At 62.2% G+C, this 25,760-nt stretch carries 24 protein-coding genes and 1 tRNA gene; 13 read left to right on the top strand and 12 right to left on the bottom strand.

The genetic code is table 11. The features are described from left to right. Positions 1–139: 139 nt before the first annotated feature. Genes ROSMUC_RS01785 through ROSMUC_RS01775 form a run of 3 tightly spaced genes read left to right on the top strand, consistent with a single transcriptional unit; the run spans position 140 to position 3,014 of the window. Positions 140–1,894 (top strand): pilus assembly protein TadG-related protein, encoded by a 1,755-nt coding sequence (locus ROSMUC_RS01785; RefSeq protein ID WP_037269823.1) that lies wholly within the window; start codon positions 140–142, stop codon positions 1,892–1,894. Beyond that, on the top strand, positions 1,891–2,427 hold the full coding sequence (locus tag ROSMUC_RS01780) for a TadE/TadG family type IV pilus assembly protein (protein WP_037268894.1): 537 nt from the start codon (positions 1,891–1,893) through the stop codon (positions 2,425–2,427). The genes ROSMUC_RS01785 and ROSMUC_RS01780 overlap by 4 nt, the downstream gene beginning before the upstream one ends. Next, a complete protein-coding gene (locus tag ROSMUC_RS01775) occupies positions 2,427–3,014 on the top strand; it encodes a TadE/TadG family type IV pilus assembly protein (RefSeq protein ID WP_037268892.1) in 588 nt (195 codons plus the stop codon). Before ROSMUC_RS01780 ends, ROSMUC_RS01775 begins: the two co-directional genes overlap by 1 nt. On the opposite strand, the gene ROSMUC_RS01770 is transcribed toward ROSMUC_RS01775, so the two are convergent. Then, positions 3,011–3,490 carry a hypothetical protein gene (locus tag ROSMUC_RS01770; RefSeq protein WP_037268889.1) on the bottom strand — a complete coding sequence of 160 codons (480 nt, stop codon included), beginning with the start codon at positions 3,488–3,490 and terminating at the stop codon, positions 3,011–3,013. The genes ROSMUC_RS01775 and ROSMUC_RS01770 overlap by 4 nt on opposite strands. Positions 3,491–3,645: 155 nt before the next feature. On the opposite strand from ROSMUC_RS01770, the gene ROSMUC_RS01765 reads away from it, so the two are divergent. Beyond that, complete coding sequence (locus ROSMUC_RS01765; protein WP_037268886.1) at positions 3,646–4,548, top strand: pirin family protein; 903 nt, start codon at positions 3,646–3,648, stop codon at positions 4,546–4,548. Positions 4,549–4,624: 76 nt separating this feature from the next. Here ROSMUC_RS01765 and ROSMUC_RS01760 read toward each other — a convergent pair whose 3' ends face one another. After that, positions 4,625–5,827 (bottom strand): pyridoxal-phosphate-dependent aminotransferase family protein, encoded by a 1,203-nt coding sequence (locus tag ROSMUC_RS01760; RefSeq protein WP_037268884.1) that lies wholly within the window; start codon positions 5,825–5,827, stop codon positions 4,625–4,627. Between the two features lie 147 nt (positions 5,828–5,974). Next, positions 5,975–6,667: a TIGR04283 family arsenosugar biosynthesis glycosyltransferase gene (locus ROSMUC_RS01755; protein WP_037268881.1), complete on the bottom strand. Its 693-nt coding sequence runs from the start codon at positions 6,665–6,667 to the stop codon at positions 5,975–5,977. Between the two features lie 64 nt (positions 6,668–6,731). On the opposite strand from ROSMUC_RS01755, the gene ygfZ reads away from it, so the two are divergent. After that, positions 6,732–7,478 carry a CAF17-like 4Fe-4S cluster assembly/insertion protein YgfZ gene (ygfZ, locus tag ROSMUC_RS01750; RefSeq protein ID WP_037268878.1) on the top strand — a complete coding sequence of 249 codons (747 nt, stop codon included), beginning with the start codon at positions 6,732–6,734 and terminating at the stop codon, positions 7,476–7,478. Between the two features lie 52 nt (positions 7,479–7,530). On the opposite strand, the gene ROSMUC_RS01745 is transcribed toward ygfZ, so the two are convergent. After that, positions 7,531–7,605: transfer RNA gene (locus ROSMUC_RS01745), tRNA-Val, on the bottom strand. A 19-nt stretch (positions 7,606–7,624) separates the two neighbouring features. Continuing rightward, a complete protein-coding gene (locus ROSMUC_RS01740; protein WP_037268873.1) occupies positions 7,625–8,152 on the bottom strand; it encodes an HU family DNA-binding protein in 528 nt (175 codons plus the stop codon). A 280-nt stretch (positions 8,153–8,432) separates the two neighbouring features. On the opposite strand from ROSMUC_RS01740, the gene ROSMUC_RS01735 reads away from it, so the two are divergent. Further along, on the top strand, positions 8,433–8,555 hold the full coding sequence (locus ROSMUC_RS01735) for an entericidin A/B family lipoprotein (protein ID WP_075571695.1): 123 nt from the start codon (positions 8,433–8,435) through the stop codon (positions 8,553–8,555). Positions 8,556–8,609: 54 nt separating this feature from the next. On the opposite strand, the gene lepA is transcribed toward ROSMUC_RS01735, so the two are convergent. Continuing rightward, the gene (gene lepA / locus ROSMUC_RS01730) at positions 8,610–10,409 is read right to left on the bottom strand and encodes a translation elongation factor 4 (protein WP_037268870.1); all 1,800 of its coding nucleotides are present in this window, start codon (positions 10,407–10,409) and stop codon (positions 8,610–8,612) included. Positions 10,410–10,575: 166 nt separating this feature from the next. Between lepA and ROSMUC_RS01725 the strand changes: the two genes are divergently transcribed. Then, the gene (locus ROSMUC_RS01725) at positions 10,576–11,085 is read left to right on the top strand and encodes a PhnA domain-containing protein (protein ID WP_037268867.1); all 510 of its coding nucleotides are present in this window, start codon (positions 10,576–10,578) and stop codon (positions 11,083–11,085) included. Positions 11,086–11,088: 3 nt separating this feature from the next. Here the strand turns inward: ROSMUC_RS01725 and ROSMUC_RS01720 are convergent, their stop codons facing one another. Beyond that, positions 11,089–11,877 (bottom strand): crotonase/enoyl-CoA hydratase family protein, encoded by a 789-nt coding sequence (locus ROSMUC_RS01720; protein ID WP_037268865.1) that lies wholly within the window; start codon positions 11,875–11,877, stop codon positions 11,089–11,091. A 109-nt stretch (positions 11,878–11,986) separates the two neighbouring features. Between ROSMUC_RS01720 and ROSMUC_RS01715 the strand changes: the two genes are divergently transcribed. Continuing rightward, complete coding sequence (locus ROSMUC_RS01715; protein WP_037268861.1) at positions 11,987–13,099, top strand: pyridoxal phosphate-dependent aminotransferase; 1,113 nt, start codon at positions 11,987–11,989, stop codon at positions 13,097–13,099. Positions 13,100–13,114: 15 nt separating this feature from the next. On the opposite strand, the gene ROSMUC_RS01710 is transcribed toward ROSMUC_RS01715, so the two are convergent. From ROSMUC_RS01710 to ROSMUC_RS01695, 4 genes are read right to left on the bottom strand one after another with little or no spacing between them, the layout of a single operon-like run. Further along, a complete protein-coding gene (locus tag ROSMUC_RS01710; RefSeq protein WP_037268857.1) occupies positions 13,115–13,771 on the bottom strand; it encodes a DUF3726 domain-containing protein in 657 nt (218 codons plus the stop codon). Continuing rightward, complete coding sequence (locus ROSMUC_RS01705; RefSeq protein WP_052115225.1) at positions 13,768–15,447, bottom strand: hypothetical protein; 1,680 nt, start codon at positions 15,445–15,447, stop codon at positions 13,768–13,770. The genes ROSMUC_RS01710 and ROSMUC_RS01705 overlap by 4 nt, the downstream gene beginning before the upstream one ends. Further along, the gene (locus ROSMUC_RS01700) at positions 15,444–16,433 is read right to left on the bottom strand and encodes a membrane dipeptidase (protein WP_037268846.1); all 990 of its coding nucleotides are present in this window, start codon (positions 16,431–16,433) and stop codon (positions 15,444–15,446) included. The genes ROSMUC_RS01705 and ROSMUC_RS01700 overlap by 4 nt, the downstream gene beginning before the upstream one ends. Beyond that, the gene (locus tag ROSMUC_RS01695) at positions 16,430–17,884 is read right to left on the bottom strand and encodes an aldehyde dehydrogenase family protein (protein WP_037269819.1); all 1,455 of its coding nucleotides are present in this window, start codon (positions 17,882–17,884) and stop codon (positions 16,430–16,432) included. The genes ROSMUC_RS01700 and ROSMUC_RS01695 overlap by 4 nt, the downstream gene beginning before the upstream one ends. Before the next feature lie 140 nt (positions 17,885–18,024). Here ROSMUC_RS01695 and ROSMUC_RS01690 point away from each other — a divergent pair, with 140 nt between their 5' ends. After that, positions 18,025–18,930 carry a LysR family transcriptional regulator gene (locus tag ROSMUC_RS01690; protein WP_052115224.1) on the top strand — a complete coding sequence of 302 codons (906 nt, stop codon included), beginning with the start codon at positions 18,025–18,027 and terminating at the stop codon, positions 18,928–18,930. Between the two features lie 10 nt (positions 18,931–18,940). On the opposite strand, the gene ROSMUC_RS01685 is transcribed toward ROSMUC_RS01690, so the two are convergent. Beyond that, complete coding sequence (locus tag ROSMUC_RS01685; protein ID WP_052115223.1) at positions 18,941–19,627, bottom strand: arylesterase; 687 nt, start codon at positions 19,625–19,627, stop codon at positions 18,941–18,943. Here ROSMUC_RS01685 and ROSMUC_RS01680 point away from each other — a divergent pair. The 4 genes from ROSMUC_RS01680 (at position 19,626) to ROSMUC_RS01665 (ending at position 25,706) form a co-directional block, all read left to right on the top strand. Continuing rightward, the gene (locus ROSMUC_RS01680; protein WP_037268843.1) at positions 19,626–20,303 is read left to right on the top strand and encodes an ABC transporter ATP-binding protein; all 678 of its coding nucleotides are present in this window, start codon (positions 19,626–19,628) and stop codon (positions 20,301–20,303) included. The two genes, ROSMUC_RS01685 and ROSMUC_RS01680, sit on opposite strands and share 2 nt — an antisense overlap. Beyond that, entirely contained in the window at positions 20,300–22,822 is a 2,523-nt protein-coding gene (locus ROSMUC_RS01675; RefSeq protein WP_037268840.1) for an ABC transporter permease, read from the top strand. The genes ROSMUC_RS01680 and ROSMUC_RS01675 overlap by 4 nt, the downstream gene beginning before the upstream one ends. Positions 22,823–22,957: 135 nt before the next feature. After that, positions 22,958–23,824 carry an inositol monophosphatase family protein gene (locus tag ROSMUC_RS01670; RefSeq protein ID WP_037268838.1) on the top strand — a complete coding sequence of 289 codons (867 nt, stop codon included), beginning with the start codon at positions 22,958–22,960 and terminating at the stop codon, positions 23,822–23,824. A gap of 94 nt (positions 23,825–23,918) precedes the next feature. Further along, the gene (locus ROSMUC_RS01665; RefSeq protein WP_037268835.1) at positions 23,919–25,706 is read left to right on the top strand and encodes a bifunctional helix-turn-helix transcriptional regulator/alpha/beta hydrolase; all 1,788 of its coding nucleotides are present in this window, start codon (positions 23,919–23,921) and stop codon (positions 25,704–25,706) included. Positions 25,707–25,760: the final 54 nt, after the last annotated feature.

Raw genomic sequence — 25,760 nt, 5'->3', positions numbered from 1 at the left:
AAAACCCGCCATAATTCAGCCATAGACAAAGTGGATAAAGCTGGATGGTGCAGTGCGGAGTTGGGGAAAGGCTCCGTCACAATGAGGTGTTATTATGCTTTGGAATAGCAAGACGTCTGATCGGGGGGCACGGTCGAAATTGCGCGATACGACGCGCGCCGGAGAGTACGCAGAGCGCTTCTTCAACGAGGAAGACGGCACGGTCACCGTGCTTGCCTTTTCAATCTTCGTCATGTTCTTGATCATGGGCGGTATCGGGATTGATACCATGCGGCAGGAAATGGCGCGGGCTAGCCTTCAGGCGACGCTGGACCGGGCAGTTCTCGCCGGGGCCACGGCGGTCAACAACACGACTGCGCGCGCTGTCATCGAGGATTACTTCTCCAAATCCGGGCAGGCCAACTACCTCGCTGCGGAGCAAGAGGGCGATATCGACATTCGCCTCAACTCATCCAAGGTAACGGCACGCGCCTCTCAGACTCTCGACACCTATCTGATGCGCCTCGCCGGGGTCGACACCCTTACATCCGGGGGCAATTCGACCGCAGAGGTGACGATCCCCAAACTGGAAATCTCCATGGCGCTTGATGTTTCAGGCTCCATGATGGGCGAGCGTATTGATGCGCTCAAACCCGCCGCCAAGAATTTCGTGGATTCCATTCTCGATAGCACAGAACCCAATGATGCGGTGATCTCAGTGGTCCCGTTCAGCTGGGGCGTAACCCCGTCCAAGGAAATCTACGAGGCGCTCACGGTTAATGAAAATCATTTGTATTCCTCGTGCCTAGAACTGTCGGACGCAGATTTTGAATCCACAACGATTGATCCCAACACGGCCTATGATCAGTTGATCTACACCTCCCGTGAGGGCACCACATTTGGCGATCTGACGACAACCCCCTTGGGCAGCTTCCTCGACACCTATTACCAGTCCTGCTACACGCAGGATTACTTCAAGATCCTGCCCTACGCGACGACCAAGACAGCACTTCATGACAAGATCGACTCACTTGAGGCGGGTGGCAGTACCTCGAACGACGAGGGCGTGAAATGGGCGGCAGCGTTGCTCGACTCGGCCTTTCAACCCGTTGTTCAAAGCCTGCAGCAACCGATTCAGGTTCCGCAGGATGATGGCACAATCCTGACCTATTCGCTGGTGGAACCAACGCTTACCAACATGCCCGCGGTCTTCAACGAGAGTGACACGCTCAAGGTCATCGTTCTGATGGGTGACGGGGCCAATGACAATTCCTATCGGTTCAGCAACACCTACCGCGGGCCGAATTCGGACCTCTTCAAGCTCACCTACCAGCAAATGCAGTTTAACTACCTTCAGCGGAACTATGACGGTCGCCGCTGGTACGGGTCGCAATATCAGCAGTATTGCGGATACAGCGGCTACACCTGCATTTACACGCCGACTGGCGAGGAACAGGTCAGCTACTACCTGCGCCGCCCCTCTGACAGCCGCATGTTCAATGTCACCGATGGGGGTAGCGTGTCTTGGTCCACCTTCAATAACTACAGTGCATCCACCTTGCCCGGCTTCATTTCCAGCGAGCGTCTAAGCTGGGAAACAGCATGGGGTTTGATGTCGCCACGTTTCTACTACAACGTCACCGGCAGTGCAGGTCCTTGGAACAGCTACCTTGGCAACCCGATCGATCGGAGCAAGAAGAATGAGCGCCTGGACGACATCTGCGACGCGGCCAAATCCGAAGGGATCGTGATTTACACCATCGCCTTTGAAATGGGCAGCCAACCGACCGGTGCCGACGAGATCAAGAAATGCGCCACGTCGCCCAATCACCACTACAATGCGACAACCGTGAATATTGCCAGTGCCTTCAGTGCCATCGCGGCCAATGTGAAACAGTTGAGGTTGACCCAATGACCCGCGTCTTCAGGAACTTTCTGCGCCGTTTCCGGCAGGACGACACCGGCACAGCCTCACTCGAATTCGTTCTGGTGGCACCGTTCTTCATCGGTATCATGATTTTTTCGATCGAGATGGGCTTTGTCACCATGCGCGCCACCTTCCTCGAGCGAGGCCTTGACATGGCCGTGCGCGAGGTACGTCTTGGCACCGGGACGGCACCCCAGCACGATGCGATCAAGCAGATCATTTGCGATAACGCGATCTTGATCAACGATTGCGAAAACAACCTGCGCCTCGAAATGCGCTCTGCGGACATCCGCAATTTCAACGGGCTGGACGCTGAGGCCGATTGCACGGATCTGGCAGAACCCGCCAAACCGGTTCGCCAATTCGTGCCCGGGCAACAAAATGAGCTGATGCTATTGCGGGCCTGCCTCAAGTTTCGGCCGCTGTTTCCAGCAGGAATGCTGGGCAGCCGCCTTGTTCCCGAAAACGGAAGCCAAGCCTCACTTGTCGCCACGACAGCCTTTGTTCAGGAGCCGATCTGATGACCCTGCGCCCTGCCTTCAAACTGCTGCGCCGGTTCTGGAAACAGGAATGCGGGACCGCCGCCATGGAAACGGTCGTGATGTTCCCGTTCCTGTTTATGGGACTGACCTTTAGCTACGAATACTTTGACATGTTCCGCTATCAGAGCGTGCGAGAAAAGGCGACCTATACAATTGCCGACATGCTCTCACGCGAAACGGCTGAGGTAAACGATACCTATATCGACAACGTCAAGGTCCTGTTCGACATCATGAGCAACGATGCCGGCACCAATCAGGTGCGCGTCACCGTGGTGCGCTACCACCTCGACGCGGCCAACAATATGGACGAATTCGAGCTGCGCTGGTCCGAGGTGCGCGGCTCGGGCGACCTCAACCCTCTGAGCGCGGATGATGTGCGCAACGCCCATGCGACCTTGCCGCAGATGATTGATGGACAGGAAATCATTCTGGTCGAGACCTCGTCGGAATATGATCCGGTATTCTCCACCGGCTTTACCGATGGCACCAATATCAAAACTCGGATGTTCGTGCCGCTGCGCTTTGCGGCACAACTCTGCTTTGAAGGTGTCTGTACCGCTGCCTAATCCTGGGACTGACGGGCGAGCAAATCCTGAATTTGCTCGGCCATGAACTTGGCCGGCGTGCCGGATGTGACACCGCCCACGCCTACGCTGCGCCCCACGCGCCACCAAAGCCCCGGTTGCCAGACCGCCGGGGCTTTCTCCGTGAGCAGGATGCGAAAACCGTTGGACGGTTTAAAGGCGAAAACGCCCCGATCCACCGACCGGATCTGCGCGACCGGCGCGATCATGCGCCCCGTATTGTCACGCAGCCCGTCGCGCGTCAGCACCAGCCATTGCGCCGTGGCCCGCCACATCCGCTCGGCCAAAAAGACGCAAGTGGCCCCAAACCCAACCATGAACACCTGCCAACCAAGGCTCGGAGATTGAACCAGTGCAAGATAAAGCAGCGTCAGCCCCAGCCCTGCAACCGAGCCGACCCCCAAAATCCGCCGCCCCGCCGACGCGCCTAATGCCGCCAAAACCTCTTCGTCTTGCATGCCAGATCTCCCTTTGCGCCCGCATTTACCCCGGATCGTCCCCCATGGCGAGAGGGGTGCTGCGCAAAACGCACAGATGCGGTTCGCCGATGAACAGACTGCGCCATTCCAACAGCGCAGTGGCTGCCTATATCCTGCTCGAAAGGAGACTTTCCATGTCTATCAGACCCGTTTTGGAGAAACGCCAAGCCACCCCAACACTGGAAGGCGCAGGCGTACACTTGCACCGCGCGTTCGGCTTCAAGGACCCTACAGAACTCGATCCGTTCCTCTTGTTCGACGATTTTCGCAATGACGATCCCGCCCGTTATACGGCGGGCTTTCCGTGGCATCCGCATCGCGGTATCGAAACCATCACCTATGTCCTTGCGGGCGAGGTCGCGCATGGTGACAGCCTGGGCAACCAGGGCAGCTTGGGCGCAGGCGATGTGCAATGGATGACCGCCGGGTCGGGTATCTTGCATCAGGAAATGCCGCGCGGCAATGCGCTTGGGCAGATGCACGGATTTCAACTCTGGGCCAACCTGCCCGCTGCGCAGAAAATGACCGCGCCCCGCTATCAGGATGTTAAATCGTCAGACATCCCAGAGATTATCGACGATGATGGCACCCGCGTGCGAGTGATCGTCGGGGATTTCTGGGGGCGACGCGGCCCGGTGGACGGTATAGCCGCCGATCCGCAGTATCTCGATGTCTCGGTGCCCGCCGGGGTTAAAAAAACTTTTCCTGTCGATACCTACCGGCGCAGCTTTGCCTATGTGTTCGAGGGGGCCGGGGCCTTTGCCGACGCTTCAGAGCCCGCAGGCGTTCTTCTGGAAAAGGAAGTGGCGGGACAAGAGGTGCACATGCGCGATCTTTCCGGCGACCGGACACTGATCCGCTTTGGAAGCGGCGACAGTGTGACGGTACAAGCCGGCGAAGAGGGCGTGCGGTTCCTGCTCATCTCTGGCGCACCGATTCAAGAGCCAGTGGCCTGGCATGGCCCAATCGTGATGAACTCAAAGGACGAGTTGCGCCAAGCCATGCGCGAGCTGCGCGACGGAAGTTTCATCAAGTAAAGCATTGCAAGGGCTCCAGCCCTTGCAGACCGAATCTCGAAAGCGTTGGGCGAGAGCAGCGGCCCGAACTGCTGCGTCAACCTTTGCCCGCAATCACCCGTGCTGCCGCAGACAATCCGCCCGCCCCGTGCGGAATATCGAGCGCGCTCAATCCGGCCTCAATGGCACCAAGCGCGCCCAGAACCATATGGGCGTTGACATGCCCCATATGGCCGATACGGAAAAATCCATGCCAGGCCGGATCGCCTGGCTCTGCCATGCCAAGACCGATCCCCAGTGTCACGCCCGCATGATCCTGCACCCATGAGCGCAACCGCGATCCATGCGGCGCGCCGATCCGCAGCGCGGTCACGGCCCTGCTGCGCAGCGTGGGATCGCTGATGTTCAGCTCCAATGGCCCCTCTTGTCCCCATGCCTCGCAGGCGGCCCAGATGGCCCTCGCCAACCGGTCATGCCTTGCCCAGACTGCCTCTACACCGCCCTCTGTCGCGATCAGGTCGAGCGCCGCGCGCAACCCGTAGAGGTGATGCGTGGGTGCGGTGCCACCGAAATACTGATAGTACATTTGCGGGTTCGCACGGTGGGTCCAATCCCAATAGCGGCTGACCAAGGGTAGCGTGCGCCGCGCCTCGGCCGCCTTGTCGGAAAAGAACACAAAGGCCAGACCGGGCGGTACCATCAGCCCCTTTTGACTGCCAGCGACCATCACATCGACGCCCCAGGCGTCCATCTCGAACCGGTCACAGGCAAGCGAGGCGATGCAATCAGCCATGAGGAGCGCGGGATGTCCTACCGCATCCAATACCGCCCGCAAACCGGCAATGTCATTGAGGACAGAAGTCGACGTATCGACATGGGTCGCCAGAACCGCCTTGATCCCATGCGCCTTGTCCGCGCGCAGCGCCTCTTCCACGCGGTTGAGATCGATGGGAGCGCGCTTGCCGAAGTCCAGCATATCGACCGCGATTCCCTGCCCCTGCGCGACCTCCGCCCAGCCATGCCCGAACCGCCCCGTGGCTGGCACCAGAACCCGGTCGCCGGGTTGCAGCGTATTGGCGAGCGCTGCCTCCCACGCCCCGTGTCCGTTCGAGATATAGATCGCTGCATGCTGGCGTGTCCGCGCCACGGCACGAAGATCCGGGATCAACCCCGCCGTCATCTCGATCAGATCCCCCTCATAGATATTCGGGGCGGCACGGTGCATGGCGCGCAGCACCTCTTCGGGCATGACCGAGGGGCCGGGAATGGCCAGATAGGCGCGACCGTGGGCGAGGCTCATTTAGGGGGACTCCTGCTTTTTCCGCCGCACCTTACGCCCTTGGCAAGCGGCGTCAATCACCGCATCGGTTTTGCGTAAGTCGCCGATCTGATCCACCAGGTGCCGCTCAACGACAAGAAAAGCCGAACGCCATTTGCCCGGGGTTTCCTAGCGGTTCCGGGCCCCGCGCCGATACGCCTGAACCAGCTGCACCGGGTCTGCTCCGCAGAGATAGCGCATCAATATCCACAGGTTGCGCGCGCCCCGCCGCAGCCAGCCGTCGCGTTGATACTTCGCGGCAGACGTTCTGACCGCGAGCGGCAAGAGCGCGATACGCCCTTTGAGCGCGCGTGCCATGGCCACATCCTCCATCAGTGGAATATCGGCAAATCCACCCACCGCCTCATAGTCCGCCCGCGAAATCAATAACGCCTGATCCCCATAGGGCAGGCCGAACACCTGGCTGCGCAGATTGGCCCAGCCCGCCACCAACCGGGCCATCACCCCCGTTGCATCGAACCCAAGTTGAAAGGCGGCGGGCGCACCCTGCACCATTTGCGCGCTGACCGCACCGGCCCATCCGGCTGGCAGGATCGTGTCGGCATGCAGAAACAGGAGCCAGTCGCCGCCCGCCACCTGCGCCCCGCGCCGCAATTGTCCGCCCCGGGATGCCGCCCCTTGCACGATGACCGCCCCCGCAGCATCGGCGATTTGCAGCGTGGCATCGTCAGATCCGCCATCGGTGATAACCACCTCTCGGATCACGCCCGCCTCCAGCCCCTCCATCAAAGCGGCAAGGCAGCCCGGCAGGACAACAGCGGCGTTGCGTGTAGGAATCACCACCGAGAGTGCTGCGCGCATGACGACCCCTGTTGTGTCTGTTCTCGTGACCTATATTACACGCGAGCAACACGGGGGAAGAGGCATGACGCGCCGTATTCTGGAGATCACTGGCACCGATGCCCTGCATTTTCTGCAAGGTCTTGTGACCAACGACCTGCACAAGCTGGATCAGGGCATGGTCTATGCCGCCATTCTGACGCCGCAGGGCAAGTATCTGGCCGATTTTCTGCTCTCGCGTCACGGCGATGCCATCTGGCTCGATGTGGATGAGAGCCTGGCATCCATGCTGCTGCAACGTCTGAGCATGTACAAACTGCGCGCCGACGTGGCGATACGTGAAACCGATCTCAAAGTTCGGCGCGGCACTGGTCCCACCCCAATGGGCGCGCTCACCGACCCGCGTCACCCGGATTTGGGCTGGCGTCTATATGGAGAGGTCGACGGCGACGACGGCAGCGATTTCGACCGGATTCGCGTGGCCCATTGCATCCCCGAAACCGGAATTGAACTGACCCCCGAGACTTTTATCCTTGAGGCCGGGTTTGAACGCCTCAATGGCGTTGATTTCCGCAAGGGCTGTTACGTCGGCCAAGAGGTAACAGCACGGATGAAGCACAAGACCGAATTGCGCAAAGGGCTCACACTTGTGGCGGTGCATGGGTCAGCTTCTGTGGGCAGCGAGATTCTGACCCCCGAAGGCAAAAGCGCGGGCGCGCTCTACACCCAGTCCAACGGGCGCGCTATCGCCTATCTGCGCCACGACCGCGCCGTACCGGGCATGACCGCAGGCGAAGCGCGGGTAGACCCGCTGGCAATCTCGGCGCAATAAGGTCTATGCGCCACCGCGAGCGGCCTGTATCTCACGAAAAGAAAAGAAAAAATGGTGGGTGATAAGGGATTTGAACCCCTGACATCTTCGATGTGAACGAAGCGCTCTACCACTGAGCTAATCACCCGCCGTGGGGGCTTTTAGCGTCACTCTTCGACCGGTGCAACACCCTCTTTCATATCTTCGTCACTGTCTTCGTCGTCGGCTTCGGTGTCGGGTCCGGCACCGGGTTTTGACTGCCGGATTTTGGCCACGATGATGCGGGCATTGGCCAAGTCACGCACCCGGTTGATCTTGATCTTGCCCAAGGGCGGCAGATTGACTTCGCGGCCTTCGGCCAAAACCTCACCCAAGACCGCCAGAACCGCCTCGACCACGGGCTTGGCATTCTTTTTCTTGATGTCGCCCTTGGCCAGAACCTTGTCGATCAGCTCCTGCTTTTTCAACTCCGGTCCGGCATCGGCGGGAATTTCTTCGGCAACCGTCAGGGCGATCACATTCGTTGCGCCGCTGTCCGGGGTCGTGCTCTCAGCCACCTCTGCGATGGCGACCTCGGGGGCGCTGTCCACGGCTGCCGCGGATTTGCGCGGGCTGCGGGGCTTGGCCGTCGTGGTTTTGGCGGTCGCGCGGGTGGTCGGCTTGCGCGGGCTTTTGGTCTTGGCCTTGGTCGTCATGATGCGCCTCAATTGTTTCGCTGCTGGAAACACGCTAGCGCGGAGGCGATTGCTTTACCAGTCAGACTTGTGGCTCTGAACCCTAATCAGGCGCCCTGCCCGGCCCCCTTTGTGTCCCGGCGAGTGCTCGTGACCCTTGCAAGAAAATCAGCGGTTGTATTCCCCCACAAGACGGCAGAGTATCCCGCGCTGCACCCGAAACCGGATCAGGGATCGGGGCGCGTCCTTGCCGTCCTGCGCACCGCAGGTCGCAAGGCTTATTCAAATCGGAGAAATCACCATGCGCATGATGCTTTTGGGCCTTCTGGCCTCACTTGGCCTGACCGCCTGCGAAACCATCCAAGGGGCCGGCCGCGACGTTCAGGACGCTGGCCAAGCGATTGAAACCGCCGTCGAATCCTAAGACCTTCGCGGCTCAAAACCGCACCAGAGCTTTTCGCTGTTGCAGCGGAAAGCTCTAGTTGTCCATCTTGAGCGCGGAAATGAACGCCTCTTGCGGGATGTCCACCTTGCCGAATTGCCGCATCTTCTTTTTACCGGCCTTCTGCTTTTCCAAGAGCTTCTTCTTGCGCGTGGCATCCCCGCCATAGCACTTGGCGGTCACGTCCTTGCGCAGCGCCGAGAGCGTCTCGCGCGCTATGACCTTGCCGCCGATGGCCGCCTGAATCGGGATCTTGAACATGTGGCGCGGGATCAGATCCTTGAGCTTTTCGCACATCGCGCGACCACGCATTTCAGCCCGGTCCCGGTGAACCATCATCGAGAGGGCATCCACCGGTTCGTCATTCACGAGGACCTGCATCTTGACCAGATTATCCTCACGATAGCCTTCGAGGTGATAATCAAAGGACGCATAGCCCTTGGTCACGGATTTCAGGCGGTCGTAGAAATCAAACACCACCTCGTTGAGCGGCAGATCATAGACCACCATCGCGCGGGCACCGGCATAGGTCAGGTCCATCTGAATCCCACGTCGGTCCTGACAGAGCTTGAGCACATCGCCCAGATACTCATCTGGCACCAGAATCGTCGCCTTGATGCGCGGCTCTTCGATATGATCGACATAGGTCAGATCGGGCATGTCGGCGGGGTTGTGCAGGTCGCGGCGCGTGCCGTCCTTCATGTAGAGGTGATAGATCACCGACGGCGCGGTGGTGATCAGCTCGATATTGTATTCCCGCTCGATCCGGTCGCGGATCACTTCGAGGTGCAAGAGCCCAAGGAACCCGCAGCGAAAGCCGAATCCAAGGGCCGCTGACGTTTCCATCTCGTAGCTGAAAGAAGCGTCATTCAGCGCCAGCTTCTCGATCGCGTCGCGCAGATCCTCGAACTCGTTGGAGTCCACCGGAAAGAGCCCGCAGAACACCACCGGCACCGAGGGTTTGAACCCCGGCAATGCCTTGTCACAGGGCCGTTTTTCATGGGTGATGGTATCGCCCACCTTGGTATCGCGCACCTGCTTGATCGAGGCGGTGATAAACCCGATTTCGCCGGGGCCAAGGCTTTCGACCTTTTCCATCTGCGGACGGAACACGCCGATCCGCTCGACGTTATAGGTGGCCCCGGTCTGCATCATATGGATGCGGTCGCCCTTCTTCATGCGCCCATCCATGATCCGCACCAGAACCACGACGCCCAGATAGGCATCATACCAACTATCCACCAACATTGCCTTGAGCGGCGCGCTCTCATCGCCCTTGGGTGCGGGCAGATGCTTGACGATGGCCTCCAGCGTCTCGGTAATGCCGACGCCAGTCTTGGCCGAGACGCGAATAGCACCGCTCGCGTCAATCCCGATCACATCCTCGATCTGCTCGGCCACCCGGTCACATTCCGACGCGGGCAGGTCGATCTTGTTGAGCACAGGCACAATCTCGTGGCCCGCATCAATCGCCTGATAGACATTCGCCAGCGTCTGCGCCTCGACGCCTTGCGTGCTGTCCACCACCAAGAGACTGCCCTCGACCGCGCGCATCGAGCGGCTGACCTCATAGGCAAAGTCCACATGGCCCGGCGTGTCGATCAAATTGAGCACATAGGTCTCACCATCCTGCGCCTTGTAGTCGATGCGCACGGTATTGGCCTTGATCGTGATCCCGCGCTCACGCTCGATATCCATGGCATCGAGCATCTGCTCTTTCATGTCACGATCCTGAACCGTCCCGGTTGACTGAATCAACCGGTCGGCAAGGGTGGATTTCCCGTGGTCGATATGGGCCACGATCGAGAAATTGCGGATGTGAGCGAGGTCTGTCATAGCCTTGGCATATGTATGGGAATAGGGGTTTGGTCAAGGTGGGATGATGCACGCGGGCCAGTGCAAATGCAGCGTCGCAACAGCACAGGTGCAGTCCGGGCTTTTGTCGCGCGCAGCACGGGTCTAAGGGGGATCATAGCCCCCTTTTTTACCGGAGTTCCCCGTTATGCCCTGCGCTCTTTGTGCCACCGATACCGCCCTCACCCCATACCTTGTCGCAGGCGGCCCCGAAGGGGCCAGCGTCAGCCTCTGCGCCATCTGCGCCGATCAGATTGCAGGCACGCCCGAGCCCGAGCATTGGCGCTGCCTTGCCTCGTCCATGTGGGCCGAGGATGCCCCGACACAAGTGATGGCCGCGCGCATGCTGGCCCGGCTGTCAGACCATGATTGGGCGCGCGATCTGGCTGATCAGCTCTGGCTAGACGACGAAACCCGCGCTTGGGTCGACAATATTCCCCGCGACAGCGGCCACCGCGACAGCAACGGCGTGCCGCTTGCGCAAGGGGATACCGTGGTTCTGATCAAGGATCTGCCGGTCAAGGGGGCAAATTTCACCGCCAAACGCGGCACGGCAGTGCGCGGCATTTCTCTGGTGCTTGACAACCCCGCCCATATCGAAGGCCGGGTCGAAGGTCAGCGCATCGTGATCCTGACCGAGTTCGTCAAGAAACGCTGAGCCCTAACCCCGAAACCGAGGTTCCCGTCCCGCAAGATTGGCCGCGATCTGTTCCATCTGATCCGGCTTGCCGATCAACGCGGCCTGTTCCCGGCTCTCTGCCATCAGAATCGGCGCCTCATCCGCCCCGCTCTCGGCCACACCAATCAGGCGCTTGGCGGCGCGGATGGCCGTGGGACTGCGGCCCGCGATCTCGGCGGCCAGATCACAAGCCGCCGCCAGCGGATCATCGGCCAGATCCGTGACCAGCCCCCACTCCCGCGCCTGCACCGCAGAAATGGGCCGCGCCGTGTAGGTCATGCGCCGGATCACGTCAGAGCGGGTGAGATGTGGCAAGAGCGCCATGCCCCCCATGTCCGGGATCAGTCCCCATTTCATTTCCATGATCGCGAGTTCCGTATCGGGGGAAGCAATCCGCACATCCGCCCCAAGCGCAAGCTGGAACCCCGCGCCATAGACAACCCCGTGCAGCGCCGCGATGACCGGCACCGGCACTTGCCGCCAGACCATCGCCACCGCCTGAAAGAGATTGCCCGTGCCATGGCTGCGCGGCAGGATCAGCGCCTCGGGATCTCCCGCTGCCAGTTGCGCAAAGCTCATCACATCGAGACCCGCACAAAACGCCTTGCCTTCCCCCGAGAGCACCACGGCGCGGATATCCGCATCCAATAGCGCCTGCCCCGCCGCCACAATCGCCTCGGCCATCTCGGGATCGACCGCGTTGCGCTTGTCCGCGCGCGTGAGCGTCACATACGCGATGTGATCCCTGATCTCTGTCGTCACTCTGGCCATGCGATCCCCTCCGGCTTTGCGTCATGAAACACCATGGCCCGTCCGCAGGCCAGCACAACGTCGCGGCACACCCTTGCAAGGTGGCGGCGCATCCCGTTAACTGCGCCCCATGACATATCCGCGCTATACCCTGTTGATCGACAGCCTGCCCGCCTCTGTTCCCTTTGTCGGTCCAGAGGAACAGGAACGCCAACGCGGCGCGCCTTTTGCGGCGCGTCTGGGGGCAAATGAGAACCTCTTTGGCCCCTCGCCCAAGGCATTGGCGGCGATCCGCGCCGAGGCGGAGAACGTCTGGAAATATGGCGACCCCACAAGCCATAATCTTCGCGCGGCACTCGCGGATCACGTGCGCGCAGTCCCCGAGAACGTGCTGGTGGGCGAAGGCATCGACGGTCTCTTGGGCAATCTTGTGCGGCTCCTCATTGGGCCAGGCGATGCGGTTGTCACCTCGGACGGGGCCTATCCGACGTTCAATTACCACGTCACCGGCTTTGGCGGGGTGCTGCACAAAGTGCCCTATCGCGATGACCGCGAAGACCTGCCCGCCCTTATCGCCCGCGCGCGGGATGTGGGGGCAAAACTTATCTATTTCGCCAATCCCGACAATCCGATGGGCACTTGGGTATCGGGCGCAGAGATTGTCAACGCACTCGATACCCTTCCCGAAGGCTGCCTTCTCTGCCTTGACGAGGCCTATGTGGAATTTGCGCCCGAAGGCACCGCGGCTGACATCGCCGCCGATGATCCCCGCGTCATCCGCATGCGCACCTTTTCCAAGGCCTATGGCATGGCCGGGGCCCGCATCGGCTATGCGGTGGGGGCAGCCCCCCTGATCAAGAGCTTTGACAAGATCCGTAATCATTTCGGCATGAACCGCATGGCGCAAGTTGGGGCGCTCGCCGCCCTTCAGGATCACGACTGGCTCGCGCATGTGCAGGCGGAGGTGCGCCGCTCTCGCGACAGCATCGCACATATCGCCAAGGAAAACGGGCTCAGCGTGCTGCCCTCCGCCACCAATTTCGTGACCGTCGATTGCGGTCGCGACGGCACCTTTGCCCGCCGCGTTCTGGCAGGGCTGGTGGCGCGTGGGGTATTCGTGCGCATGCCCTTTGTCGCACCGCAGGATCGCTGCATCCGCATCAGTTGCGGGCGGGCAGAGGAGATGGACGTCTTGGCCAGAACCCTGCCTGAGGCGCTGCGCGACGCGGATCAATCCGGCTAGGCTCGTCTGCCGTGCTCAGTCATTGTCGCTTGATTGGGCCCCGGCCCGTTGCCGTGACACCTCCGATGCGGGAACGGTCGTCAGAAGCGCCAGGGCATCCAGCGACTGCCACACGCCCCGCTCGATCCGTCCGTCAAACCGGCCCGGTGCCGCGGCCCTGCTGGATTGCGACACGCTGATCGTCGCCCGAGCGCCAGTTCTGTGGCAAATCCCGCGCAGCGCGGATAAATCCGGCACTGGCTCTCGCCCGGTCAGACAGATCGTGTGTGACCCTAGGTCCAAATCCACCGGCGCGCCCATTCTTTCAGCCACCCGTGCCAAAAAGGGCACGAGAACCAGTGGCTCGGCAACATCCTGAAGCGTTACCGGCAGAGCGCAAGGCCCCTCCGGCAATCCGGCGTGGTCCATCAGCCGGATTCCCGCGCGCAACGGGCTGGCCGATGATTCCGCGTCCAAACCCCGCAAGAGCATCGCAGGCGCCGGCAACCCAGCCCGCGCCAACCAGCCACAGGCCCAGCCCGCCTCTTCCGCCTCCCCCCAGCTTAACCCTGCGCCCCGCGCCGCCTTGGTGGCGAGGGCCGTGATCTCGGACTGCGACAGTTGCATCACCTCGCCCGCCCAATCCGGCGGTTCTGACCCTGCTCGTGTCGGGTCTTGGGCCATCTCGCTCATGTATCCGCCCCCGCCGCCAGATCCTGTGGATAGGGCGCGCCCTGAAAGAGGCTGATCCGCACCCAACGATCGGAACGCGGATCAAACCGCGTTGCGCCAAAGAACGCCAGTTTGCAGCGCAAGAGGTCAATCGGCAGAACATCGGCGGCAATCAGATTGTCGCGCACCTCGGCATAGGGCCGCATCGCTGCCATCTGCACCCGGCGGAGCATGTGGCGATGCTCGGGCTGGGCCAGCAAGACCTTTGCAATCGGCGTGTCCTCGGGCCAATCCGCAAGCGCCCGCGCCAAGGCCACTGCCTGCCGCGAGATATCCAGCGGCAATTCCCGTCCCGCCCCCGGCTCTGCCGCCCGTTCCCCCAAACGCGGCTCGAGCTTTTCCTCGGAGACATACCAAAACCGCGCGCAGCCCGCCGGCGTGTCGTGATCCAGCCCCATTGCCCAACTGTATCGCTCTGACAAAAGCGCCCGCGCCCGCGCCACCGTCATCGCCCCATCGATGCCAAAGGCACTGTCTTCGTCGGCGGCCATGCAGTCGGCCAGACCATCCACGAGGTCACCATGTGGCTCTATCATCGCGGCGGCCAGCGCCTCTTGTGCCTCAAGCGGCAGCCGCGCCTCGGCCCAGCGCCAGAGCGCATCCCAGGGATGATCGCCCAAGCGATCCCAGACGTCACGCATATGCGCGGCGACCGCGTCCAAACCGTTGCGCAACTCCAGCAATCGTGCCTGTTGCACCGGGTGCCCGCTCTGCCAACCTTGCGCATTCTCCTGCGCGGCCTTCAGCGCCGCCTCGAATCCCGCCAATGTCTCGGGCGTGGCGGTCCGTTGGGCGCGCACCCGCGCCAGCGCTTCTTCCCGCGCCATCATCCAGTTGTTGAGCAAGACCGGATGCCGCACCAGAAATGGGGCCATCCCAAGCCCGGTAGAATTACCGACCCCCAACATGCGCCGCAACTCCGGAGCCAAGGTCACAGCGCTGGCGCCGCCCCGCCTCTGCGCCAGATGCTCTACCAGATCGACCGTGTAGGCCCGCGTCAGCCAGACCGAGAGCATCTCTGCCTGAAAGGGTGCGCGCATTTCCGGGCGATCCGCAATCTGCGCGCGGTCCGCCGCGCCAAACTTGCCTGAACCATAAACCGCCGTAGTGCGCATGAGATAGCCGGTTTCGGCCAGTTGCGCCGCATCGGGCTGTTGCCCTGCGGCCAAACGAGCGACCACATGGTCAAAGAGGCGCACCGATTTGTTGGCACGACTCAGGCTCAATTCCCGCACGCTCACGCGCCCAGCCTCTTGCAAGGGCACATTGCGCTCCAGACGGGCCAGATCGTCTGCGTCGGGCACGCCATCAAACAGCGTGAAGGTCGCATCCCAAGCGGTGGCAATCACCCGATCCGAACGCAACTCGTCGGGCAGGTCATGGCCAAAAGCCACAAGGCTATAGGTCCGCTCCGGTCCAATGGCGCAGTAAACCGCCCGTCCTTGACCTCGCGCGTCAAATTCCCAGACGGGGCGCTCAAATCGCCAGTTCTCGTTTTGCACTCTGCGCAACATCTGGCGCAGAAAAGAAAGGCGGGTCGGATGGGCCGCCCCCATCCGCGCCAGTCGCATCACCGTATCGGGGCTGCGCCGATACGGCGCGGCCTCTGGCATCGGATTGAGGGCGCCGCATGTCATCGAGCGGCTCCGTGTGGCCCGAACGCTTCATCGAAGAACCTAAGCCAGTTGCCCCCCATGATACCCTCGACCTCTGATCTGCTCATCCCCACGGCATGCAATCCATCCGCAATCGCACCAAAATGCCGGTTGTCCTGAAACCAATCCGGCATTGGCGGAAACCCCGGCGCATCGGCACTGCCTTCGCCAAAATCCACCGCTTTGGTCCACCGGCCGCTCCGCATCCATTCCACGACCGAGTCGGGTTGATCCTGACAAAGATCGCTGCCGATCCCCAGCCGCTCTGGCCCCATCCTTTCGGCGGTGCGCGCCACCATCTCGCAGAAGTCATGAAGGGTGCAGGCACCGCCGCCCTTGAGGTGATGCGGATAAAGCGAAAAGCCCAGCATGCCACCGCTTTCGGCCAGGGCCGCCAGAACCCGATCGGATTTGTTGCGCCGCGCGGGGTGCCACGTGGCGGGGTTGGCGTGAGTGATGGCAATCGGGCGGCTCGAATGGGCAATTGCATCGAGCGTGGAGCGCTCGCCCGAATGGCTCATGTCCACGACCAGACCGACGCGGTTCATCTCCGCAACCACCTCGCGCCCCATCCGTGCGAGACCGGTATCCTCTGCCTCGTAACAGCCCGTCGCCAATAGGGATTGGTTGTTATAGGTCAATTGCATGAACCGCAGGCCCAGCCGGTGCAATACCTCGACCAGCCCGATATCATCCTCGATACAGCTTGGGTTTTGTGCGCCAAAGAAAATCGCGGTGCGTCCGGTCTCTTTTGCGCGGGTCACGTCCCCGGCCTCGAACCCCTGAAAGATCAGATCGGGAAACCGCTCGAAGTGTCGGTTCCACGCCTCGATGTTCAGCACCGTTTCGCGGAAATTCTCGTGATAGGTGATCGTGACATGCACCGCGTCCACGCCACCTGCGCGCATTTGGCGAAATATTTTTTCCGACCAGTTGGCATATTGCAGCCCGTCGATCACCATGCTCATTCCGGCAGTCCCCGCGCGACATAGGCTGTCTTGACCGTGGTGTAGAACTCGGCGGCATACTGACCCTGTTCGCGCGATCCAAAACTAGACGCACCGCGCCCGCCAAAGGGCACGTGATAGTCGGTGCCCGCCGTGGGCAGGTTCACCATCACCGTGCCTGCCCGCATATGCGCACGAAAATGATTGGCACGCGCCAGACTGCGCGTCATGATCCCGGCAGTCAGGCCGAATTCGCTGTCATTGGCAACGCTCAGCGCCTCGTCGTAGCTGCCCACCTTGATCACGCAGGTGATCGGCGCGAACATTTCCTCGCGGTTCAGGACCATGTCATTGCCTGTGCCTGCAAAGACCGCCGGGGCCATGTAATAGCCTTCGGTCGCGCGCTCCAACCGCTCTCCGCCACACAAAAGCTCTGCTCCCTCTGCCCGACCCTGTTCGATATAAGCCAGATTTTGCGCGAGTTGCCCGGCGCTGACAACCGGCCCGATCTGTGTGCCCTCCTCCAACGCGTGTCCGACCCTGAGCGCGCGCGCTGCATCCACCAGCCGCGCGACAAACTCATCATGCACCGCCGCATGCACAATCAAGCGCGAGGCTGCCGTGCATTTCTGCCCGGTGCCGCCAAAGGCGGCGCCCGTCGCATGTGCCACCGCAAGGTCCAGATCGGCATCGTCAAGGATCAGCATCGGGTTTTTCGATCCCATTTCCATCTGCACCTTGGTCATGTTCGGCACCGCCGCAGCCGCGATGCCACGTCCGACACTGACCGAGCCGGTAAAGCTGATGGCATCAATGCCCGGATGTGCCACCAGCGCCTCGCCCACTGCGCGCCCCGGCCCCATGACAAGGTTGAACAGGCCGCGTGGCATATCCTGCCTTGCGATGATCTCTGCCAGCGCGACCGCGCTGGCCGGGGTCAGATTGGCTGGTTTCCAGACCACAGCATTGCCAAAGGCCAAGGCTGGGGCGATCTTCCACGCAGGTGTCGCCACAGGAAAATTCCAAGGGCTGACAATCGCCACGACACCCACAGGTTCCCGGCGCACGTCAATATCAATGTCGGAGCGCACACTCTGGGCGAAATCCCCCATCTGGCGCAGCACTTCGGCGGCATAGTACGTGAAAAACTGCCCGGCGCGATACACTTCGCCCACGCCTTCGGCGCGCGGCTTGCCTTCTTCACGGGCAACGAGTGCACCGATCTCCGGGCTGCGTGCCATCAACTCCGTACCAATCGCCATCAGCACGTCATGGCGTTTCTGAATGCCCGCCGCCCACCAGGCCGGCTGCGCAGCCCGCGCTGCGGCAATCACCTCTTCCAATTCTTGGCGATCCGCCTGCGCATAATTGCCGATCAAGTCCGAGAAATCCGACGGGTTGCGATTCTCAATGCGTACCTCGGAGTCGCGCCATGCACCTGCAATGAAATTTCCGGTCTGCTGCGCCGTCATCCGTTCTTCCTTTTCCGTCGATTCACCCTTGTGGCGGGCCATGCCCGCCTCCGCCAGACGATCCGCGATTGACCGAATTAAGGCAAACAAATATAACTGCACTCAACTTCAGTTTCCCTGAAACATGCAACAGGCCAGCCATGATCCGGACCGAAGCCCTTCGCGCCTTTGTCACCGTCACCGAACATGGCAACATCCGGGATGCGGCGGAAATCTTGTGCCGGACGCAATCTGCGGTCTCAATGACCCTGAAACAGCTTGAGGCAGAATTGGGCGGCCCTCTGTTCGAAAGCGACCGCAAGAGCAAGCTGACGGATCTCGGGGCTTTCGTGCTCGACGTCGTGGGGCCCCTCCTTCGCGAGCATGACCGCGCTCTGGAACTGATCACCGGCTATGCGCAGGGCTATTCTGGGCGGCTGCGGATCGCGGCGGTGCCGTCGGTCGCGGCTTTGATCCTGCCCACAGTTCTCAAGACCTTTGTGCAGGCCCGCCCCGAGGCAGAAATCGACCTCTACGATACCGACAGCGCCAGCGTCCGCGAGATGCTCTTGCGCGGGGAAACCGATCTTGGTCTGGCCAGCCCCGCCGGAGAAGCTGACGGTCTGCGCGCCATCCCGCTTTTTACTGATCCGCTTGTCTTTGTCTGCCATGCAGCGCATCCGCTCGCATCGGAGCCACGCCCGCTGGCATGGCATCAACTGACCGGAGAGCGATTGATCCTGAACGAAACTCTGAGCGGGCTTGCGACGCCCGAGTTCCGCACTCTGGCGGCACAGGCGCGCCTGTCAGTGCGCAACCTGACCTCGCTCTTGGCGATGGTTCAGGCCGACGCAGGCGATACGATCCTGCCCGGTCTGGCCACCCGCGCCTTGCCCTCGGGCGTGGTCACGCGACCTCTGGCCGATCCGGCCTGTCAGCGCCGCGTCAGTCTGTTGGTCCGTGACGGGCGCACACCCAGCCCCATTGCCGCCGCCTTCATCGACATGCTCTGCGATGCCCTGCCCAATATGGCACAGCGCTTTGGCCTAAGTGAACGCTGGACCTAAAGCGTCGGTGCTACTCCGCCTCTGTCGCCTCGATCAAGGCCAGCACACTTGGCCCCAACCCCTCGACGATGCGCGCCACACCATCGGCATTCGGATGAATGCCATCCGCCTGAAACCACCGCTGCAAAGCCGCAGGATCGCCGCCGCCAAGACCAGCAAAGAAGTCCGGGGCAAGGAGAGCACCATAAGCCTCTGACAATTCGGGGTAGATCGCATCAAACGCCGTCTTATACTCTGGGCCGTAATTGCCCGGCGCCGTCAGCCCGACCAGCAAGACCTCAACACCCTTGGCCTGCGCGACCTGCAGGATCACTTCGAGGTTTCCACGGCTGACCGCCGGATCAATCCCGCGCAAGAGATCATTGCCGCCCAGCGTCACGATCATCGCATCCACCTCGGGTGTCAGGCTCCACTCCACTCGCGCAGCCCCGCCCGCGGTGGTATCCCCAGACACGCCCGCATTGATCAGCTTGGCCTCAACCCCTTGATCATCCAACCATTTTTGCATCTGCGGCACCAGCCCATCCTGCTCAGGCAGACCGTAGCCCTGGGTCAGGCTATCCCCCAATGCCAGAACCGTGACCGGCTCATCCGCCATCACGGGGCTGACAAGGCAGAGAAACGCCGCTACCACCTTGCCCAGAGGCCGCAGCACCCCATATGACAGAAAACCTTTGTAAATCAGGCGCAAACGCATGAGTTCTCCTATCCTGTCCCTCTCCGACGTCACCTTGTCTCTGGAGGGGAATGCCGGTCTTGTGCACATACTTCACGGGATTACCCTGGATGTCCACAAGGGCGAGACCCTCGGCCTGATCGGCCCCTCGGGTTCCGGCAAATCTTCGCTCTTGATGCTCATGGGCGGGTTGGAGCGCGCCACTTCGGGCCATATCACAGCCCTGGACAGCAACCTGTCGGCGATGAACGAGGATCAATTGGCCCGCCTGCGGCGCGAGAATTTCGGTGTGGTATTTCAATCCTTTCACCTCATTCCGACGATGACCGCGCTCGAAAATGTGGCCACCCCGCTTGAATTGGCAGGGGCGGAAAATGCCCATGCCCGCGCGCTCGAGGAACTGGCCGCTGTGGGCCTCGCCACGCGCGCAGGGCATTACCCGTCGCAACTTTCGGGCGGGGAACAACAGCGCGTGGCGCTTGCGCGCGCCGCAGCCCCCCGCCCCGCCATCATCCTCGCGGATGAGCCCACGGGCAATCTCGACAGCACCACAGGGGCCGCGATCATTGACCTGCTCTTTGGCCTGCGCGACCGGCATGGCGCGACCCTCGTGCTCGTGACCCATGATCCCGAGCTTGCCGCGCGCTGCGACCGCGTGGTCAGCCTGCGCGATGGCCGCATTGAGGGCACCGCATGAGCCTGCGCATCGCGGCTCGCCTGGCCCGGCGCGAATTGCGCGGTGGATTGCGTGGATTTCGCATCTTTCTCGCCTGCGTGATCCTTGGCGTGGCGGCGATTGCCGCCGTCGGCACCCTGCGCGAGAGCATCCGCGCCGGCATGACCGAGCAAGGGGCGACAATCCTTGGCGGCGATGCGGAACTCGAGCTGACCTATCGCTTCGCCACCGAGGACGAATACGCCTGGATGGCCCGCAATGCCGATGCCGTTTCGGAGATCGCAGATTTCCGCTCCATGGCCATCGCCCCGGACGGGCGGCGCGAACTGACCCAACTCAAGGCCGTGGATCACGCCTATCCTTTGGTTGGCACCGTGGTTCTTTCCCCCGACATGCCGCTCGATGTGGCGTTCGGTGGTTCCGGCGGCCTGCCCGGCGCCGTCATGCAGCCCATTCTCGCGGCGCGTCTGGGGATCAGGGTGGGCGATACCTTTCGCTTGGGCGAGCGCGAATTTCGACTGATGGCCGAACTGGTGAAAGAGCCGGATCAAACCCGCGCAGGCTTTGGCCTTGGCCCCCGCACCATCGTCAGCCGCGCCAATCTCGACGGCTCTGGCCTGCTCAGCGCAGGGTCGCTCTTCACCACCAAATACCGCCTCGATCTGGCCGAGGGCACCGATCTTGCCGCCTTCGAGACCCGTGTGATGCAAGAGTTGGATGGCTCTGGCTTTCGCTGGTCCGATGCCCGCAACGCCAGCCCGCGCGTCGCCGAATTCGTGACCCGGCTGGGGGCCTTTCTAGTGCTGGTGGGGCTTTCGGGCCTCGCCGTGGGTGGTGTCGGCATTTCTGCTGCGTTGCGCGCCTATCTCGCAGGCAAGGTGCAGGTCATCGCCACATTACGCACCCTCGGGGCGGATCAACGCACGATCTTCCTGACCTATTTCATCCAGGTCGGCGTTCTTGCGCTGATCGGCATCGCTGGGGGCCTGGTGCTTGGCGTCGGCCTGCCGGTGCTCCTGGGGCCTGTCATCGCGGCGCGGTTGCCCGTCCCCGCGATCTTTTTGCCCTACGCCGCCCCAATGGCCGAGGCCGCACTCTACAGCGTGCTGAGCGTGCTCATCTTCACCCTATGGCCGCTCGCCCGCGCACGCGAAGTCCGCGCCGCCGCCCTCTACCGTGAAGCGGCGGGAGCCGCGCGCCGCTGGCCCGGCTGGCCATGGATCGCAACCACGCTCGGTCTCGTCGGTGCCCTGCTTGGTGCCGCCATTCTCTTTTCCGGCAATCTTACCCTCACACTCTGGACCGCTGGCGGTATCGCAGCCGCGCTCTTGGTGCTGTCCTTGGCTGCGATGCTGGTGCAGAAGCTGGCCCGCGCAGTCCGTCCGCGCCTGCGCAACCGCCCCGCCCTCGGCTGGGCCCTCGGGGCCATCGGCGGGCCGGGCACAACCGCGGGGCCAGTCATGCTCTCGCTTGGTCTGGGCCTCGCGGTGCTGGCCGCCGTCGGTCAGATCGACGGCAACCTGCGCCGCGCCATTGCCGCCGACCTGCCCGAACGCGCGCCCTCCTTCTTCTTTGTCGATCTGCAAAAGGACCAGATGGCATGGTTCCTCGACCGGTTGGAGAATGACCCCGCCGTCAGCCGTATCGACAGCGCGCCGATGTTGCGCGGCATCATCAGCCGCATCAACGGCCGCCCCGCGACCGAGGTTGCCCCCGGACATTGGGTGGTCGAAGGCGACCGAGCCGTGAGCTACACCGATGCCCTGCCCGCTCGCACCGAAATCACCGAGGGCACCTGGTGGGGCGAGGGCTATACCGGTGCGCCGCAACTCAGCTTTGCCGCCGAAGAGGCCATGGAAATGGGCATCGGCCTCGGCGACGAGATCACCGTGAATATTCTCGGGCGTGACATCACCGCCCCAATCACATCGCTGCGCGAGGTGGATTTCTCCAGCGTCGGCATGGGCTTTGTCCTGCTGATGAACCCGGCGGCGGTGGCGGGCGCGCCGCACACGTTCATCGCCACGGTCTATGCCGATGATCTGGCGTCCGAGGAACAGATCCTGCGCGATGTGACCGACCGCTTTCCAAATGTCACTGCCATCAACGTCCGCGATGCGCTGACCCAGGTGACCGACCTTCTGGCCGGTCTCGCGTCGGCGACCTCCTGGGGCGCGTCAGTCACGCTGCTCACAGGCTTTCTCGTGCTCATCGGCGCGGCGGCGGCGGATCAGCGCGCGCGCACCTACGAGGCCGCCATCCTCAAGACCCTCGGTGCAACGCGCGCCAGAATTCTCTCGAGCCTGGTCTTGCGTGCACTCATACTCGGAGGGGCGGCGGGGCTCGTGGCGCTTGGGGCGGGGATCGGCGGCGGTTGGGCGGTCAGTCATTTCGTGATGGACACGCCCTTCCGCGTGATCTGGCCCTCTGCCCTTGCGATCATTCTGGGCGGCATGCTGGTGACGCTGCTGGCAGGCTTGGTCTTTGCCTTGGGGCCGTTGCGCGCCCGCCCCGCCCGGACCTTGCGCGCGCGCGAATGACCTCTGCGGACTTGGTTCTTTATGGGCGAAATACTCTGGGGGTCCGGGGGTGAAACCCCCGGTCTTTCCGGCCATTACCGCGTTGATTTCAGACCTCAAGGCTGGCACTCCACCGGGGCACCGACAGGAGATGACATGACCGATTCGCTGCCGATCCCGCTCTCTGCTCCGCTGACGCCCGCGCAACAGACCATGCTGGTCAACCTGGTGCGCCGCGCCGCGCGCGCCGAAATCATGCCGCGCTTTCGCACCGTGACGCGGGCCGAGGCCATGACCAAATCCGGCCCGCATGATCTGGTGACAGAAGCCGATCATCAGGCCGAGGCAATGCTGTCGCGGGGCCTGCAACGGATGTTTCCGCATGCGCTGATCGTCGGTGAAGAGGCAGTCGCGGCCAAACCGGCCCTGCGCGAGGATGTGTCCGAGGCGGAGCTGGCCTTCATCATCGACCCGGTGGACGGTACCTGGAATTTCGTGCACGGCCTGCCGCTCTTTGGTGTGATCATCGCCGTCACCCGCTTTGGTCGGCCGGTTCTGGGGCTGCTTTACGATCCAGTCTCGGACGACTGGATCATCGCGGACGAGGTCAATCCGGCCCGGATGGCTGCGGTTCAGGGGTCCGAGCGCCCGGTGCGCGTGTCTTCCGGCGGCGCCTTGTCTGAGTTGCAGGGCTACATGCACTACTACCTTATGACACAGGCTCGGCAGGATAAGGTGGCCCCCTTGCTGCCCGCGCTCGCGCGGTGCGTCGCCTTGCGCTGTTCGTGCCATGAATACCGCCTATTGGCGCAGGGTGCCGTCGATTTCGTCCTGTCGGATGTGCTCAACCCATGGGATCATGCGGCGGGCGTGCTCATCTGCCGACAGGCCGGCGGCGTGGCGCGTATGCTGGACGGGCGCGACTACAACACCTCGATCACGAAGGGCGTTCTGCTCAGTGCCGCGAACGAGGAAACCTGGACCAGTCTGAAAGATCATTTCGCCTGTCTTTTGGACATCTGAAACCAAGAAAAAACTTTTCATTTGCCTTTAAAACGCCATTTCTGCATGACTGAGTCATGGCATCGGCCAAATTTTACCTCATCGGATTTCAGGCATGACATCGACCCGGCGCATGACGGATCAAATCGACGTTGTCACCCTGTCCGACGCGGACCGGGAGGCAGCGATTGACCGCCTTTATGATGTCGCCCTTGACCCCGGGCGCTACGAGGCGCTGCTCGACCATTGGGAGAGCGCAATCGGCCCCCTGCGCGCGCATGTCGATTTGACCGCGCCGCGTCTGCTGGACGAGCCGCAGATATCAGAGCATTTCCGCCGCGCCACCGAGTTCCTCGATCGTCTGGCACCTGAGGATGCGGATCACAAAGGTCTCGACGCCATGCTGGCCCCGTTCGACCGGGTGCCGGCCCTCTTGTTGGATCGCGGCCGCCACATCCGCGCCGCCAACCCCGCCGCACATCAGGCCATGGCCTTGGCTGCGAACGCGCGTCTCTGTGATCTGCCCATCCATGAGGCCGATATGGACGCGCTCGCGGGGGCGCTCGAGATTTTGTTCGACAGTCGGGAAAAGGATACCGCCGTCTTGCGGGTGCGGTCGGTGCAGGCCGGGCAGTTGATCGTCTTTCGGCTGCAACGCTGTATTGCCCCCGATGGCACGATTCTGGTGCTCGCCGCCTCCAATGAAATCAGCATGCCGCCGGGTTTCTGCGAGATATTGATCGAGGCCTTCGATCTGACACAAACCGAGGCAGATATCCTGTGCCATCTGGTTGATTGTCGCGGCGTCAGCGAGATTGCCGCCGAGCGCGGGCGCTCTGTGGACACCGTGCGCGCCCAGATCAAATCACTGCTCGCCAAAACCGAGACCCATTCGCAACTCGAACTGGTACGCCTTGCGCTCTCGATGATCGACATGACGGCGATGACCGTGCGCGCAGCACCCGGCCCGCATGTTGTCAGCCGGGGTTATGCGACCCTGTCAGAGCGGGATTACAAGTCCTTGGTCATGCCAGACGGTCGGCGGGTGGATTATCTGATCCTCGGGGCCCCACGCGGGCGCCCTGTGCTCTATCTACCACTAGATTTCGGACTGGTCCGCTGGCCTGCATCGGCTGAAACCTGTGCCACGCTGCGGGGGCTCAAGGTAATCGTGCCTCTGCGCCCCGGCTATGGCCTGTCGGATATGGTGACGCGGGGCGCGGATTATGACGCGGCGCTCTGCGATGACACAATACGCGTCCTACGTGCCGAGGGGGTGACGCGCTGTCCCATCCTCTGCCTCAGCGGCGATGCCTTTTATGCGGTTAAGCTGGCCCGGCTCAATCCCCTTGCTTTCAGCGGGATCGTGGCCTGTTCCGGCATGTTGCCCCTCACCCGCCGCGAGCAATTCGAGCGGATGCATAAATGGCACCGTTTCATCCTCGCAGGTGCCAAGTACACGCCGCATCTCTTGCCCTTCATGGTCAAGGCGGGCTTTTTGCTCGCGCGCAAGATTGGCAAGCGTAACTTTTTGCACGCGGTCTACGGCAACTCTACCGCCGACGTGGCGGTGATCGAAGATCCAGAGGCCTTCGAGGCGCTCGCAACAGGGTCGGAAGTGGCCCTCTCCGACACCCATTCCGCGCATGAGGCCTTCGCGCGACAGCTTGTCTCTGGCCAACTCGAGGATTGGAGTAGCGAGGTTGAGGCGCTGCGCGGCAAGCTGCCGCTCGTCTTCCTGAACGGCACCGATGATCCGCAGGTGCCGCTGGCCACTTTGGAAGAGTTCCGCCGCGACTACCCCTGGATCGAATTCCATCTGCTCGAGGAGGCCGGGCAACTGGCTTTCTTTCGGCATTGGCGCCGGGTTCTCGACCGGCTCACACCTTTGCTCGCAGATTGATGTCCCCCGCTGGAGGCATTGAGCGCAAACCCCGCTGAACCCGGTTTGCGGCGC

This window comes from Roseovarius mucosus DSM 17069, assembly GCF_000768555.3.
Classification (GTDB): Bacteria; Pseudomonadota; Alphaproteobacteria; order Rhodobacterales; family Rhodobacteraceae; genus Roseovarius; species Roseovarius mucosus.
Note: the sequence above shows the minus strand (reverse complement) of the source record. Positions and strands in the feature narration are given on the sequence as shown.